This is a genomic window from Candidatus Filomicrobium marinum (assembly GCF_000981545.1).
In the GTDB taxonomy this organism is placed as follows: domain Bacteria; phylum Pseudomonadota; class Alphaproteobacteria; order Rhizobiales; family Hyphomicrobiaceae; genus Filomicrobium; species Filomicrobium insigne.
In genome coordinates this window covers 2,081,952-2,096,919 of record NZ_LN829119.1, presented here as the reverse complement: position 1 = coordinate 2,096,919, position 14,968 = coordinate 2,081,952, and the positions used below count along the sequence as shown (strand labels likewise).

Sequence of the window (14,968 nt, the reverse complement as noted above, 5' to 3'; positions counted from 1 at the left end):
GCCGAGAGTGGCGGACGGTCATTAGAACTCAGGCTTAAATCTATTTACGAACGAAACACCGTTGAACGTGTGCGTGCAGCAGGCACAGCTCGGCTGTAAGTCCTCGTTGCGCAGGTCCGGCGCGACTTTTGCGAGCTTGCCGTTCTCATCGATATATAGGCCGCTGAAATAGCTGCTTTCACCAATTCTGACGTATGGCTTTTGCTCATCTTCGTTGCGGGCGACGAGCCAGAAAATCGGCTCCTCCCGGTCAATCCGGCTTATGGCTTCGGCATGCACCGCCTGCCAATCCTCTCCGACCTTGGAGAGCAGAAACCTGAAGAGCGGTGTGTAATCGAGCCCGCGCTGCGTCCGGCCGTGCATTGAGCCTCGCGAGACCTGATCGGCCTCGTTCCGCTTTTCCTGCTTGGTGTTGCGTTCGTGGCGATAATCTCCGCCGGTGTGGTGGCGAACCCCGCGCGTGCGCGTATTCACCTTGCGGAAGAGCGGCTTCTTGCGCGGATCAATATTCATCGTCTCGCTCGACTGGCGAAGAAAGCCATCAGTCTAACGACGTTTGGGCGATCTGGCGACGGCTCGACAGACGGAACTCTGTCACGCCCCCTCCAAACCACTCACCTCCGACAGATGCTCCAAGATCCGGGTTGGGGGGTGGCCGAGGCTTTTGCGGAAGGCTGCCGTAAAGGCGCTGACGCTGGCATAGCCGCAGGCGTGGGCGACTTTGCCGACCGGCGTACCGCGGGCCAGATCTTCCAGCGCATAATGAAACCGGATGTGCTGACGCCACGCCGCAAAGCCCATGCCGAGTTCATCCTGGCTGAGGCGCGCCAGTGTCCGTTCAGATGCTCCGGCCAAATCGGCATAGCTGCCGAGGCTGCCGTGATCTCCAGGGTTCCCGAGCACGTGCTCACAGACGCGCATCAGACGTGGATCCGAAGGCATTGGAATGCTCAGGTCCAACGACCGGCCACGGCAAACCTCCTCAAGGATCAACTGGCTGAGGCATAGGCCCCGGCTACTATCGCTGTAGTCGACCGGCTCATCCAGAAGGGCGTTGATCAACTCCTTCAGGAGGGCACTCGGCGAGATGACGACGCACGCGCTCGGAAGATCCCGGTGCGCCTTCGGCTCGATGTAGAGCGTGCGCATCTCCACGGGATCACGCATCGCGACCGTATGCTCAAAGCCGCCCGGCATGTAGACGGCGCGTTGTGGAGGCACGATCCAGCTATGGGTTTGCGTGCGCACGCGCATGGTTCCCGAAGAGGCGAGAAGAAGCTGGTCTCTGCGATGACTGTGAAAGGGTGTGACCCAATCGGCGGGAAAATGCTTGCGCATGACGGCCACCGCGACGGGCAGCTCCTGGTAGTCGGCGGCATCGGTAGATCGCTGCATCATGGCAGATTGCGCAAACCCATACTGGCAAGAATTCGACAATGATTGTCATAACATCGATCATTCGCCACGGCTATGGTGCCTGCGATCATCTCGGATACGCGCATCACGTGAGAGCCATGCAGGACCGCACGCACTTCCTCTTTCTCAACGTCGGCCACTTTCTCGATCACCTGTTCATGCTCATCTTCGCGACGGTTGCCGCGCTTGTTTTGAGCCAGGAGTGGGGCCTCTCGTATGCAGAGCTGATCCCGTATGCCACGCCGGGCTTTATCGCCTTTGGCCTGTTCGCCCTGCCGGCGGGCTGGCTTGCGGACCGCTGGAGCCGCGAAGGCATGATGGCGGTGTTTTTCATCGGCGTGGGCCTCGCTGCGATCGCGACCTCACTGGCGCAGACCCCGCTTGAGATTGCCGTGGGTCTGTTTGTCGTCGGCGTGTTCGGAGCGATCTACCATCCCGTTGGGCTCGCCATGGTTGCGCGCGGCGGCAAAAGGATGGGCATGGACATCGCTATCAACGGCGTGTGGGGCAACATGGGTGTTGGCAGCGCGGCGTTGATCACCGGCTTCCTGATCGACCAAACCGGCTGGCGCGCCGCATTCTGGTTGCCGGGTGTTTTTTCCATTCTTGTCGGGCTGGCTTATTTGGGCACGTTTCGCGACAGGGTTGGCCTGAGGAATGGGGCGGTCACGTCGATGGCGAAATCGACGTCGTCCGCAGGGCGCGAGGACGCAGACTGGCGCCGGCTGCTCCTTCGCATTTCGGTCATTGTCTTCTTCACGACCGCCGTCTCCAGCATTGTCTTTCAAGGGACGACGTTTGCCCTGCCGAAGGTCTTTGAGGAACGTCTTAGCGGTATTGCAGCGTCAGCTACAGCAGTGGGTTGGCTAGCCTTTCTCGTTTTTGGCATTGCATCGTTCGCGCAGCTTGTCGTTGGCAGCTTGCTTGACCGCTATGGCGCCCGGCTGGTGTTCTCAGGCCTCGCGCTTTTGCAGATCGCCTTCTTCCTGATGATGCCGGGGCTATCGGACTGGCCGGCGCTGATCGTTGCGCTCGGGTTTATGCTGGGGGCCTTCGGGCAGATTCCGATCAACGATTATATGATCGGCAGGCTCGCGAAGTCGGAGCTTCGTGCCTCGATTTACGGTACGCGTTTTATCGTGAGTTTCAGCGTGCTGGCAGCGGTGCTTCCGCTGATCGCGTGGGTACACCACTCATGGGGTTTCGACGCGCTGTTTTATATTTTGGCCGCGTCGGCAGCCGCTATCCTGTGCGCTGTATCGCTCTTGCCGGCCAAGTTGCCCGAAGCGCCGGGCTCGCCCGCCGCACTCCCCACCAACCTGTCGGTGGCAGCGGATCAGAGTGCTAAAGCGACGTAAATCGTCTCAATTAGACGAGTTACTCGCACGGCACGGTGATGGTTACGCCAGCGGTGGCGGAGAACCGCTTGCAATTGACGCTCGTCTCTCCGGAAGCCGCGGTCTGCGTGCCGTTGTCCTCATTCGGCGCATTCGCGGGAGCCGTAGACGTTTTGGTCTCAGCCGTGTTTGTCTCTGTCTGTGCAGGCTCAGATTTGGCCGTATCGGCCTTCTTGGGGCTGGGCTTTGCCGTGACGGTGCGCTTTTGCGGACGCGCCTTCCGACGCTCGACCGATTTGTTGTAAGCGCGCTTCTGCTTGTAGGCTTTCGGCTGATAGGGCGAGGGTGTGTTCACGACCTCGGGCACGTAACTGCATGAGATACACGCCTGGGCTGCAGAAGCAAAAAGCATCGAAATGCCAAGCAAGCTCGTAGCAATCGCGAGAATTGTCCGGGTCATTGTTTGCTTCCGCCTTGTGAATTTTCCACACTCCATTCCCTGAGCTTTTATCATGGAGGGCATACAGGCAAAAGGATGTCCCCCAAGGAACATGGAGCTTTTCGTTGAACGTGCTTATCGCGCGGCACTGTCATGTCCGGTAGGAAATTCATGAGCAAAGACGCGCCTAGTTATTGACGGATTGCGCCTAGTAACCATTTTCAATGCCTAGTCATATTGGGGGGCCGCCGTGAACGACTATCTTCTACTGCTACTCGGCGTGGTTCTGGCGGGTGGGGGCGGCGAGCTCTTCGTGCGGGGCACGGTCGGTATTGCAGGCGCCTTGCGGATTTCCCCTGGGATCATCGCCGCTACGATCGCCGCGTTTGCAACATCCAGCCCCGAATTAACGGTTGCGATCAGTTCCGGGCTCAACGGCACTCCTACGATTGCACTCGGGGATGCGCTTGGCAGCAATGTGGTGAATGTTGCCTTGATCCTCGCGGCCGCCCTGCTGATCATGCCCATCCGGGTGCCCCGCGACAGCATCCGCCGCGATTTCCCAGCGGCGCTCATCGTTCCGCTCATCATCGCCGCCCTTCTTGCGGACGGAGAGCTTTCCAGAGTCGATGGCTTGCTACTGTTGGCGCTCTTTGCCGGCTGGTTCATAGCCGTACTGAACGAGGCCCGGCGGCAACGCAGCGCCGCCGCCGCAGTGCTCGGCGAACATAAACCTGTTTACGCCGTTCTCGCAGGATTAGCAGGTTTGGGGCTTCTGATCCTCGCAGGCAATCTCATCGTCGTAAGCGCGTCCGCGATCGGCGAGGCTCACGGCATCGACGCCTTCATAATTGGCGCGACAGTTGTGGCCCTCGGCACGTCCGTGCCTGAACTGGCAACAGCAATCATCGCAGGGATTAAAGGACACGAAGAGGTCGGGCTGGGAACCATCCTTGGCAGCAACATCTTCAACGGCTTGCTTGTCGTCGGCGTTGCGGCCGGCCTTTCCCCGATTAGCATTTCTGTGAGTGAAGTCGCGCCGGCCTTGATCCTTGGGTTTGCGTCGGTTGTTCTGACATATCCGCCCGCATCGGGCGTCATTGGCCGCTGGCGCGGGCTCCTTCTGCTTGGCGTCTATGCGGCGTACATCGTCGTGGTTTCTCAATGGCGCTGAGGGGGCGTGGACAGCTGAGCGTCCGCAAGGCGTTCATGTGTAAAGGTTTTCGATCGCCAGTCCTACGCCCGCGATGACCATCAAAATAATCGCGAAACTCGCGGCTTGCTTCCAGTAAGCGATGCCTGTCGCGTGCTTGATCAGCATCACGACGGGAACGAGAAAAATCAGATTGATCAGAAGAATGAAATCTCCCGTCCAAGCCGTTTCGGGGGCGACGCTGCCGAAGCTATTCAGGCACATGAGCGAACTGAAGTCTGGCGCGCAAAGACTCAGCGCCTCCGCGCCCGGCTGATTGAGGATGCCCTGTATAGCGGGATCATTGGCATTCGGATGACCGTAAATGCCAACAACCAGGAAAGCGGGCAGCAAAATGAATGGCTGCTGAAACAGGCCCGGCCCCATACTCATGGCGGCCGCCTGGAAATATTCGGAGAACTTCAGGCGGGTCCACCGCAATATCCGCATGGGCAGATACAAAAGCAGGAACATGCTTCCGGCTAATATGGGCTGGAGATACTGCCAGAAGGTATCGATGCGAGCCGGCATCACGTCCACATCGAGGTACGCGGCGGCGAACGTCTGCAGCGAAATCCACAAAGCGCAGATCGCAAGAAAGAACGTTAAGCGGTACTTGAAATCCTCTCGGTCTCCCAGATTTATCTGATGGGCCACCTTGATCGGGCGGAACGTGGTGTCGACGGCTAACTTCAAATAATCAAAGAATGGGCGCGCCTGTTCGGCAATGAACTCTGCAAACATGAAGTCCCCCAAAAGCGCATTTAAAAATCACTCCATCAATCGCGAGTCCTGGTGCCGCGGCAAGCGCGCTTAGACGTGCATCCACAATGCTGCGAGCGTTGCAGTGGAGAACACGCGATTTCATAACATCCGAGTGTGCGGGCGGGGTGTTGTACCGATCAGACTCGCCGTAACAGGCCGGGCAACATGCGCCCCAATACGTTGTCGCCGCGGATAATGTAGTGAAAGAGCGCGGCGCCGATGTGCATGGCGATCAACGTGAGAAGCGCAAAGGCACCAACCATGTGCCAGAAGAACACCGTTTCGGACATCGCTTTGTCCGGAGCCACGAGTGCCGGGATCTTGAAGCCGAATGCGTCTAGTGCCGGAAAATAAGCAACTCCCAAGTATCCGAGGACCGGCACAACCAAGAGTAGCAGATAAAGCCCCCAATGGTTAAGCTCACTCACTACGCACTGCCACCCCTCAAGGCTGGGCTCGTGGCGCGGCGCGCCGGCCGTCAGCCGGTACAACAGACGTAATATGACGACCGCCAGAATAGCCAGCCCGCCGAGCTTGTGCAGGCTGTAAAGATTGTTCGTCAGCGCGTCCCAAATGTTCAGGTCGTTGCCGCGGTAGGCCATGTAAAAGCCCACGGGTATCTGCACGGCGAGAAGTACGACGACAAGCCAGTGCAAGGTCCTGGCCGTCAGCGAGTAAATCTCGACATCACCCGACGTGGTCGCGATGGTCTCATTGCTCGGCTTATCCATCGATACCCACCTTTCAATCCATGAAGATTGGTCACACCAAGATACGGCTTATACTGCCTTTCGCATGCGCAAGTCACAATCGAAAATAACGTCACCTCCGGGCAACGGATAGACGGTTACCTGGGGGCGAATGGCGTTATCAAGCTCAGTTATAGGGCGCAATTGGAGACCAAGCTTGCCAGAGCCTATAATCATTGGCCCCACGATCAAATGCAGCCGATCGAGCACACCAGCATCAAGAAACGATGACACGGTGGTCGCCCCACCCTCGATCAAAATCCTTCTCAAGCCTAGCGCGAAGAGCGCAGCGACGATTTCTCCGGGCCGGAATGTGCCGTCCTGTCGCTCAAGGCGAATCACTTCCAGGTCATCGGCTTCAACAACCTCTGCCGAGGCCGTCACAACGATGCGCCGGGTGCCGTCGTTCGCGAGGCAGCTGAGGCCGGCCGGCATCCGTCCGTTTGGATCGATCACGACACGGGCCGGCTGTGCCTTGCCCGGGGGGAGCGCGACGCGGCGCACGTTAAGCCTTGGATCGTCCGCCAACACTGTGCCGACGCCTACAACCACGGCATCAACGGCGGCGCGCAGGCGATGCAGATGATCCAGAGCTTCCGCGTTGTTGATCCACCGACTTTCGCCGGTAACCGTTGCGATGCGCCCGTCGAGAGACTGGCCAAGCTGAGCCACAACGAACGGCCGGTCGTCGCTCGCAGCGAGGATCGGGGCGAGGGGATCACTCATCTGGCGCACACGCGGTGGAACAGCGGGGTCGCTCACCTGGCTCGGCTCCTTAATCGTGGTTCTGTTAGGTTTCTCGGTGACTTGTGTTTACCGCGCGTCGAAGTGATGCACAGCACGAGACAGCGTGATGCTATAGGAGGCATAACTGACCAGGATTGCTTGAGAGTAGCGGCCGAACGTGTCTCCTCCAAAGGCTGAAATTGCAGACCTCCGAGAGGGGGTAAAATTGCGGCACGCTGGGCTCCTTTTCCTGCTCTGCTGGTTCGTACTCGCTTGGCCGTGGTTGTCGGGACACGTCACCATTCCCTACGATGCCAAGGCGCATTTTCTACCGCAGGTGCAATTTTTTGCCCATGCCTTATGGCAAGGGGAAAGTCCATTCTGGACGCCTTTTGTGTTTTCCGGCCATCCGCAGGTCGCCGACCCTCAATCCCTGATTTTTTCTCCGCCGTTTGCGCTTCTGGCACTTTTCGATCCCGCGCCGGGTCTTTGGTCCGCCGACGTCACAACGCTCATTACAATTGCTGCGGGAGGTCTGGCGCTCGTCATATGGGCTCGCGATCAGGGGTGGGAGACGGGTGCAGCAATCTTCACTGCTCTGGCGTTTTGCTTCGGCGCGGCTATGAGCTGGCGTATTCAACATATCGGGCAGGTGGTCAGCCTGTCGATGCTGGCGATCACGTTTATGCTCCTGTCACGCGCCCTTTCTCGTGGGTCATGGCTGTGCGGTCTAGCTGCGGGAATTACCGCCAGCTTCATGGTTTTAGAGCGGGATCAGGTGGCGCTGATCAGCGTCTATTTTCTGACCGGTTACGTGGTCTGGCATTGGTTCAGCGCAGGCGTGCACCATAGCGGTCGACGGATTTCGTCGAGCCTGCCGCCGCTCATCGCTGGCAGCATCGCGGGAACTGTCCTTGTAGCAATCCCCATCCTGCTCACATGGCTCCTGGCGCAAATGTCCAATCGTCCGGAGATCGACTTTATTGGAGCAGGACGCGGCTCGCTTCACCCCGCCTTGATGGTGACCTGGCTGGGGCCTGATCTTTTCGGCGCTTCGGGCGATATGGAAGATTACTGGGGTCCGCCGAGTTTCGTTTGGCACGATACTGGGTTGTACATCGCGCAAAACATGGGCGTGCTCTACATCGGCGCGGTATCATTTTGGCTGATGCTTGCGGGACTATTCAGCGGCAGTCTTTGGCACCGCGAAATCCGTTTCTACACTATCGCGATGCTCATCATGCTCATCTATGCGCTCGGTTGGTACACGCCTGTGTTCCGGCTCATGCATATGTGGCTGCCGGGTATCGATCTTTTTCGCCGCCCCGCTGATGCTGTGTTCCTGATCGGGTTTTTAACCGCGATCCTTGCGGGACATGGCGCCAACCGCCTTTTGCGTTCTGCAACGGCGCCGTTTTCACGCGATGCGTGGCTATCGGCAGGGGTGGTCATCACATTGGGGTTTGCCTACGCCGCTTATCTCGCAACGCATTTCCATCAATGGCATGAGGCCTTGGAGCCCTTCGTGATTTCGGTGGCGTTCATCTTGTGCGCTGCTGCAGTCATCGCCCTCGTTCGGTGGCTCCAGCCCATTCGCCCACACCTTGCAGCAGCGCTTCTCGTTGCTTTTGCCGTGCTCGACCTGGGGTTTCAAAACGGGCACGGTGGCGCTGTAGGCTTACCGCCATCTACGTATGAGGTTCTCGCACACGGCAGTGTTAACGAGACCATGGTGGATCTCAAACGCCGTGTGCAAAGTGGCCAAACGGCAACGCAGCGCGATCGCGTCGAACTGATCGGTCTCGGCTTTCACTGGCCAAACGCGAGCTTGACCTATGGGTTGGAGAATACATTGGGTTACAATCCAGTCCGGCTGGCGCTTTACAGCGCAGCGACTGGTGCGGGTGATACTTCCGGAATGCACGAGCGCAAATTTTCCCCTCTTATGCCCTCTTATGCGTCGCCGCTCGCGAACCTGCTAGGGCTGCGGTACATAGCGTCCGGCGTACCGCTCGAAAAAATCGATCCTTCCGTAACCCCAGGTGCGTTTCCTCTCGTTGCACGCACAGTCGACGGATACATTTATGAGAATCCGAAAGCGCTCCCGCGGGTCCTCTTCGCGACGCGTGTTCAACAAGCGGACTTCGATAAACTCCTGAGCTGCGGCGGCATGCCCGACATCAACTATCGCAATACTGTTCTGCTTGAAGGCCCGACCACCCCATCGCTGCCCTCAAACGCGACTGGGTCGGCGGCCATTCGCGAATACCACAACAGTGAGATCGTTATCGACACAACGTCCAGCGACGGAGGCTGGCTCATTCTCAACGATGTTTGGCACCCCTGGTGGTTCGTTGAAATCGATGGAAAGCCTGCTCCGATGCTGCGGTCCAACGTTCTGTTCCGTGCGGTCGCCGTGCCAGCGGGAACGCACTCGGTACGCTTCAATTTCCGGCCGCTTCGTGGCGCTATCGAGCAGTTGACGCATGGGTCTTGGGGCCCAGGCTTCCAGCCCGTAGGGTGCGCGCCAAGCCGATGAGTCCATTCAAGATATATTGCCGTGCCCTCAGGCTTCTTGCACCGGAATGGCGCCTCGCATCGGCTCTGGCCGTGGCCAGCGTTGCCATTGCGACTGTGCAGCTTGCGGAACCCGTGTTGTTTGGTGCCGTAGTCGATGCTTTGTCCAAACAGGAGCCCGCGGCCTGGATCATCGGCTTATGGGCCCTACTTGGCCTCGGTGGGATCGCAGCCAGTGTCACCGTCGCGGTGATTGCGGACCGCCTAGCGCACCGGCGCCGATTGATCGCTCTATCCCAGGCGTTTGAGCAGGCGATCACCTTACCGCTCAGCTACCACGCCGCAAGCGGTTCCGGCACCGTTATCGGAACCGTCCAGCGCGGTTCGGACGAGTTGTTCTGGCTGTGGCTGAGTTCCTTGCGCGAACAGCTTTCGGCGCTGATCGGTATCGTGTTTCTCGTTCCGCTTGCGATTTCCATCGATTGGCGGATGGCCACCATCCTCGGTGTTCTGGCGGTGTGCTTCACGGCGCTCAATTTCTTCGTTATCTCGAAGACGTCGGGCGGCCAGATGCGGGTCGACCGCTACCACAGTAACGTCTTAGGACGTGTCGGAGACGTCATCGGCAATGTAACGATTGTGCAAAGCTACGCGCGTCTCGTGGCCGAAGCGGATGCGCTACGCGCCATGATCGGACAACTCCTCAACGAGCAATACCCGCTTCTCACTTGGTGGGGCATTCTCACGGTCTTGCAGCGGGGCGCGGCGACGATCGCCATGATCGCGATCTTCGCGATGGGGGCTTATCTCTCTTCGCGCGGAGAACTCACCGTCGGTGAAATCGTGTCTTTTGTCGCTTTCGCGAACCTTCTGATCGGCAAGCTTGACCAGCTCTCTGCGTTTGCCGTTCGGATGATACAAGCGGCCCCAAAGATCGCGGCGCTCTTTGAACTGTTGGACGAGAAATCGGCGATTGTTGAGCGTCCGGATGCCAAGCCCCTTGTCGATGTGAAGGGACACGTCGTCTTCGATGACGTTTCCCTTAAATTTCCCGGGAGCTCGCAGGGTGTCTTCGACTTAACCTTTGAGGTCAACCCGGGCCAAACAATCGCTCTCGTTGGCCCTACCGGTTCGGGAAAAACGACGACGCTGGCGCTCCTGCAACGGCTGCGCGATCCTGACCGCGGCCGTATTTTGATCGACGGCCACGACATTGGCGATGTGACGCTATCCTCCCTACGGCACTCTATTGCGGTCGTCTTCCAGGACGCGGGACTCTTCAATCGGTCGATTGGCGAGAACATCCGGATCGGCCGGCCTGGCGCGGACGATGCTGCCGTTTTCCATGCGGCGCAACTCGCCGAAGCCGAGTCGTTTATTTCGACCAAGCCTGGAGGATACGACTACGTCATTGGCGAACGGGGGGCATCGCTGTCGGGCGGTGAACGTCAGCGTATTGCCATCGCGCGGGCCATCCTGAAGGACGCCCCGATCCTCGTTCTGGATGAAGCTACCAGTGCGCTCGACGCCGAGACAGAGAGCCGTATCAAGCGGGCCATCGACACCCTCCGATCCGGGCGAACCACATTCATCATCGCCCATCGTCTCTCGACTGTAACTCAGGCGGATCAAATCCTTGTGCTCGAACATGGAAAGATCGTTGAGCGCGGATCGTATGAAGAACTCGCCAACGCCAACGGGCTTTTTGCGCGCATGGTGGCTGCCGGCGGCTTCACGGTCCCGAAGGCGACACTTGATTAGCTTTGAAAAAAATGGGCCGCGGATCACCTAATGGGAACCGCGGCCATCGCTGCCGAGCATTAGTTCTGGACCAACGGCACGCTATAGCTTGTGGGCCATGCGTACACGTTTGGTTTCAAGATAACGCTGATTATAGATGCTGGGTTCCGTCACAACCGGAATTTGTTCTGCGACCGTAATCCCCTCCTGGCGCAAGGCTTCCACCTTGGCGGGGTTGTTGGTCAGCAGCCGGATTTCGTTAAAGCCCAGATCAAAAAGGATCGCAGCCGTCAGGTCGTACTCACGCGCGTCGATCGGCTCGCCGATTTCTACGTTGGCATCAACGGTATCGAGTCCTTTATCCTGAAGTGCGTAGGCCCGGATTTTGTTGACGAGACCGATGCCCCGACCCTCGTGATAAGGCAGGTAAATCAGTACGCCGTTGGGGGTATCTACGATGGTCTCCAGCGCCGCTTGAAGCTGCTGGTAACAATCGCAGCGCAAGGAGTGGAAGATGTCGCCGGTCACGCAGCCTGAATGAACTCGAACCACCGGGATTTTCACATCTTCGCCCGGTTTCGGGCGATTGATCAGTACGAGAGCTTGATAGGTGGGATCGCAACCCTGGTAAGCGCGCGCTTCCAACTGAATTTCGCGTCCGCGAAATTCTATGGGGAGGACAGTCTGTGTAGACCAATCAACGTCCAACACTGTGGACTTGACGGCAGTGACGCTCATGCGGATCTCCAAGAGTACATCCAGGCATATGCGTCTTTCGAACACGTTAGTAATGTGTCGCAGTGCCGCATCAGCCAATGTCGATAAGGGCTAAACGCTCCAACCGCCATTTCGTTTTTTTCTTGCTCCCAAAATAGGTCCGTACCGTGACGCACCTCCTCAGGCTCCCTTTGCGTAGCACCCGCAAATTGCGACTTTTTCCGGGTCACAATACGTAATTTACGTAGAGATTCTTACGATTTGTGTCGCGCGGTGGCGAAAATCCGACGGACCACAGAGTACTGACATATGATTGTAGCAGCAGTTAGCCAATCGATTATGATCCGCTGCCAGATGAAGTTAACCGGCGCTTGTAGCCAGTCGCCACCGAATCCCGCGACGTGTGGTTTCTTCCGCCCAATGCCCTGGTCCTCGTCGCCATCGGCATCGGCATCGCGATGGTGGTGGCCCAGGGTGCTGTCAATATCGATCACCGTGATGTCGAGGGTTTTGTCCTCAACGCACTGATCCACGGGGCAATCTATCTCATCGGCGTGTGGTGGGTGCTGAGCCGACCGACATCTACGCGGGATCTCATCCTCATCCTCGTTGTCGCCTTATGTTTGCGCGGGCTCGCCATGACGGCGCTGCCCTACCTGACGACGGATGCCTTCCGCTATGTCTGGGATGGACGTATCCAATGGGAGGGCTTCAGTCCCTATGCCGCTGCACCAGCAGATTCATCGCTCGCGCATTTGCGCAACGAACAGATTTATCCGTACATCAACCAAAAGGAGGTCGCCGTAAGCCTCTATCCGCCACTGGCGGAGATGATCTTTATGGCGGCTACCGGCCTTCGCGATGGCATTGCGGGACTAAAGCTCACGATGCTTCTGTTCGAAGCCGTCACGATCATCGCCCTTCTGGGTTGGCTTAAAGCAGAGCGGCTACCTACGTCGCGCGTCTTAATCTACGCATGGCACCCGCTTCCGATTGGGAGTTTGCCAGTCAAGCTCATATCGACGCTGCCGCCACGGCTTTCCTCTCTCTTGGCATATTGGCTGCCGTGCACCGGCGCCAAGGTTTGACGGGAGCCCTCTTCGCCTGTGCCGCGATGGTCAAATACTTCCCGCTTGTCCTCCTTCCCACGCTCTTGCGACGATGGGACTGGCGATTGCCTACGGCTCTCATCGTCACTGCCGGCCTTCTTTTTATTCCGTATGCCGGCAGCGGGCACATGTTCGGATTTCTCGGAACTCACCTTGGCAATGAAGGCTATCGGGACGGCTGGGGCTTTCAGATTGTTTGGTTTTTCGCGATTTTTCGATCGCTGATCCGAGCCTGGTCGCATATCTCCTCTTCGCTGGCGGGCTGATCGGACTCCTTGCAGTCTGGGCTGTTTTTGCGCGCGGCCCGGATGAATTTCTACCCAACCGGATGGCTCTGCTCGGAGCGGCGTTCCTTTTTCTGACTTCGCCCCACTATCCCTGGTACTTCGCATTTTTGTGCGCCTTGTGCGTACGGACACCTCACCCGGCTTTGCTGGCCATGACGCCTGGATGCCTGACGCTTTACCTGCCGCGTCCTCCGGGCTGCCTCACCTGGACCGAGCCTTATGCCGTCACCTATGTTCTTCCGCTCGTTATATGGATCGGGATGGAAATTTGGCGGGCTTTTGGCGTTGCCCGAACGAACATCTGCCATCAGGGAAATAGGTCCCTAAAACTCTAGAACTTCACATTACCTTGGTGCCGTGCAGCGCATCTGGTAAGGGAGTTGCCCTCGACGTCAGCAGCAGTTCGTTTTTCCCGGGGGCCCCGTGACTGCGATTTTCACGCTCTTTCTCGCATTCATCGGCGGCGTGACGCTGACGCATTTCTACATCCAGGCGGCTGACGGCCGCGGCCCCGTCGCCCTACCCAACCACAGAACCATGCATAAAGGCCGTGTTGTGGTCGGCGGAGGCATCCCGCTTCTGGTCTCGGCACTGATCACAACCTTGATATTCTGGCCGCTCGACCCTCGGCTGGGCGCATTGATCGCCACCGGCCTGGTTCTTGCCGTCGTCTCGTTCCTCGACGACATGCAGCCTATCTCAAGACGTCTGCGGTTCGCCGTTCATCTAGGCGCCGCGGTTGCCTGCGTCGTGAGCGTTCACTACAGCGCCAGCATTTTTGGCGATATCTTGCCGTTCTGGCTGGACCGCCTCCTCGCGGTTCTCGCGCTCGTCTGGTACATCAATCTGTACAATTTTATGGACGGCATAGACGGAATCGCGAGCGTCGAAACGGCAACCGTCGCAGGCGGATACGCGATCGTGGTGATGTCGTTAGGCGATTGGAACTCCGTCTACCTCGGCCTGGCACTTGCCGTGGCTGGCGCGGCCCTCGGGTTTTTGTTCTGGAACTGGCATCCGGCTCGGATATTTCTGGGTGATGTGGGCTCTATTCCGCTGGGGCTCATCACCGGCTGGCTCATGGTCGATCTTGCGGTCAGAGTCTCTCTCGCGGCAGCGCTCATACTCCCACTCTATTTCGCGGCCGATGCCAGCCTGACGATCCTCAATCGCTTACGGAAGGGTGAGCGCATCTGGGAGCCGCACCGGAGCCATTTCTACCAGCGCTCAGCCCGTGCGGCAGGATCTCACTCCGTTGTCGTCAAATGCGTCATTGCAGCCAATTGCGTGCTCGTCGGACTTGCGGTGCTTGCCCTCACGAAGCCTTTCGTCGCATTCGCACTTGCCGTCCTGACAGTTGCCGTACTTCTGAGTTGGATGCAGTTCCTCGCTACGCGCCCCATACCTCAACAGTCCGACGAGAAAGCTTAACTACGATGGAACTTGCCAGCCTGATGGACAGCACTATTGCGTTTATCGAGGCCAATAGAGGGTGGGCTGGGCTTGTTGTTTTCATTCTGGCTTTTGGGGAGAGTCTCGCGTTCATATCGCTTGTCCTCCCGTTCTGGGCGATGCTCGTCGGTATCGGGACTCTCATCGGTGCGAGCGGGACGACAACCGATCTGATTGTGATCTGGGTCTGTGCGAGTCTTGGGGCTGCCTTCGGTGATTGGCTGTCGTATTGGCTCGGCAAGCACTTTCACGAGCCTATTGGACGTATGTGGCCGCTGTCCCGATATCCGGATTTGCTCCCGCGCGGTCACGTTTTCTTTGAAAAGTACGGAATCTGGGCGATTTTTATCGGCCGGTTCTTTGGGCCGCTGCGTGCTGCCGTGCCGCTGGTCGCTGGCATTACGGAAATGCCGATGGTGCCATTTCAGATCGCCAACTTCCTGTCGGCGTTTCTATGGGCGGGCGTGTTGCTCGCACCGGGCTCACTAGGGCTGGCGTGGCTGGTCCACGGCGGCGGATAAA

At 58.3% G+C, this 14,968-nt stretch carries 16 protein-coding genes; 9 read left to right on the top strand and 7 right to left on the bottom strand.

Going from position 1 to position 14,968, the window contains the following annotated elements; translation table 11 throughout:
- Positions 1 to 21 precede the first annotated feature (21 nt).
- Together YBN1229_RS09865 and YBN1229_RS09860 are read right to left on the bottom strand one after the other, a co-directional pair.
- The gene (locus YBN1229_RS09865; protein ID WP_046478182.1) at positions 22 to 513 is read right to left on the bottom strand and encodes a hypothetical protein; all 492 of its coding nucleotides are present in this window, start codon (positions 511 to 513) and stop codon (positions 22 to 24) included.
- Positions 514 to 594: 81 nt separating this feature from the next.
- Entirely contained in the window at positions 595 to 1,398 is an 804-nt protein-coding gene (locus YBN1229_RS09860; protein WP_046478181.1) for an AraC family transcriptional regulator, read from the bottom strand.
- Positions 1,399 to 1,436: 38 nt separating this feature from the next.
- Between YBN1229_RS09860 and YBN1229_RS09855 the strand changes: the two genes are divergently transcribed.
- Positions 1,437 to 2,774, top strand: coding sequence for an MFS transporter (locus YBN1229_RS09855; protein ID WP_244464891.1), 1,338 nt, complete (start codon positions 1,437 to 1,439; stop codon positions 2,772 to 2,774).
- A 19-nt stretch (positions 2,775 to 2,793) separates the two neighbouring features.
- Here the strand turns inward: YBN1229_RS09855 and YBN1229_RS09850 are convergent, their stop codons facing one another.
- On the bottom strand, positions 2,794 to 3,213 hold the full coding sequence (locus YBN1229_RS09850) for a hypothetical protein (protein WP_046478180.1): 420 nt from the start codon (positions 3,211 to 3,213) through the stop codon (positions 2,794 to 2,796).
- Positions 3,214 to 3,442: 229 nt separating this feature from the next.
- Here YBN1229_RS09850 and YBN1229_RS09845 point away from each other — a divergent pair, with 229 nt between their 5' ends.
- Positions 3,443 to 4,366, top strand: a complete 924-nt coding sequence (locus YBN1229_RS09845) for a sodium:calcium antiporter (protein ID WP_046478179.1) — start codon at positions 3,443 to 3,445, stop codon at positions 4,364 to 4,366.
- A 33-nt stretch (positions 4,367 to 4,399) separates the two neighbouring features.
- Here YBN1229_RS09845 and YBN1229_RS09840 read toward each other — a convergent pair whose 3' ends face one another.
- The 3 genes from YBN1229_RS09840 to YBN1229_RS09830 form a co-directional block, all read right to left on the bottom strand.
- Positions 4,400 to 5,128 (bottom strand): hypothetical protein, encoded by a 729-nt coding sequence (locus YBN1229_RS09840; protein ID WP_046478178.1) that lies wholly within the window; start codon positions 5,126 to 5,128, stop codon positions 4,400 to 4,402.
- A 158-nt stretch (positions 5,129 to 5,286) separates the two neighbouring features.
- On the bottom strand, positions 5,287 to 5,880 hold the full coding sequence (locus YBN1229_RS09835; RefSeq protein ID WP_052743839.1) for a cytochrome b: 594 nt from the start codon (positions 5,878 to 5,880) through the stop codon (positions 5,287 to 5,289).
- Positions 5,881 to 5,928: 48 nt separating this feature from the next.
- Entirely contained in the window at positions 5,929 to 6,660 is a 732-nt protein-coding gene (locus YBN1229_RS09830; protein WP_244464890.1) for a RibD family protein, read from the bottom strand.
- Between the two features lie 190 nt (positions 6,661 to 6,850).
- Between YBN1229_RS09830 and YBN1229_RS09825 the strand changes: the two genes are divergently transcribed.
- Together YBN1229_RS09825 and YBN1229_RS09820 are read left to right on the top strand one after the other, a co-directional pair.
- Positions 6,851 to 9,163, top strand: a complete 2,313-nt coding sequence (locus YBN1229_RS09825) for a hypothetical protein (RefSeq protein WP_152024978.1) — start codon at positions 6,851 to 6,853, stop codon at positions 9,161 to 9,163.
- A complete protein-coding gene (locus tag YBN1229_RS09820; RefSeq protein WP_046480224.1) occupies positions 9,160 to 10,902 on the top strand; it encodes a glucan ABC transporter ATP-binding protein/ permease in 1,743 nt (580 codons plus the stop codon). Before YBN1229_RS09825 ends, YBN1229_RS09820 begins: the two co-directional genes overlap by 4 nt.
- A gap of 81 nt (positions 10,903 to 10,983) precedes the next feature.
- On the opposite strand, the gene YBN1229_RS09815 is transcribed toward YBN1229_RS09820, so the two are convergent.
- A complete protein-coding gene (locus YBN1229_RS09815) occupies positions 10,984 to 11,619 on the bottom strand; it encodes a GTP cyclohydrolase II (RefSeq protein WP_046478177.1) in 636 nt (211 codons plus the stop codon).
- A gap of 380 nt (positions 11,620 to 11,999) precedes the next feature.
- Here YBN1229_RS09815 and YBN1229_RS09810 point away from each other — a divergent pair, with 380 nt between their 5' ends.
- The 5 genes from YBN1229_RS09810 to YBN1229_RS09795 all read left to right on the top strand — a co-directional run bounded on the left by YBN1229_RS09810 (position 12,000) and on the right by YBN1229_RS09795 (position 14,967).
- Positions 12,000 to 12,686, top strand: a complete 687-nt coding sequence (locus tag YBN1229_RS09810; protein WP_052743837.1) for a hypothetical protein — start codon at positions 12,000 to 12,002, stop codon at positions 12,684 to 12,686.
- Positions 12,575 to 12,973, top strand: a complete 399-nt coding sequence (locus tag YBN1229_RS19355) for a glycosyltransferase 87 family protein (RefSeq protein WP_076605308.1) — start codon at positions 12,575 to 12,577, stop codon at positions 12,971 to 12,973. The genes YBN1229_RS09810 and YBN1229_RS19355 overlap by 112 nt, the downstream gene beginning before the upstream one ends.
- Positions 12,904 to 13,329: a hypothetical protein gene (locus YBN1229_RS18965; protein WP_052743836.1), complete on the top strand. Its 426-nt coding sequence runs from the start codon at positions 12,904 to 12,906 to the stop codon at positions 13,327 to 13,329. The genes YBN1229_RS19355 and YBN1229_RS18965 overlap by 70 nt, the downstream gene beginning before the upstream one ends.
- 88 nt (positions 13,330 to 13,417) lie before the next feature.
- Complete coding sequence (locus YBN1229_RS09800; RefSeq protein WP_052743835.1) at positions 13,418 to 14,425, top strand: MraY family glycosyltransferase; 1,008 nt, start codon at positions 13,418 to 13,420, stop codon at positions 14,423 to 14,425.
- A 5-nt stretch (positions 14,426 to 14,430) separates the two neighbouring features.
- A complete protein-coding gene (locus YBN1229_RS09795) occupies positions 14,431 to 14,967 on the top strand; it encodes a DedA family protein (protein ID WP_046478176.1) in 537 nt (178 codons plus the stop codon).
- Position 14,968: the final 1 nt, after the last annotated feature.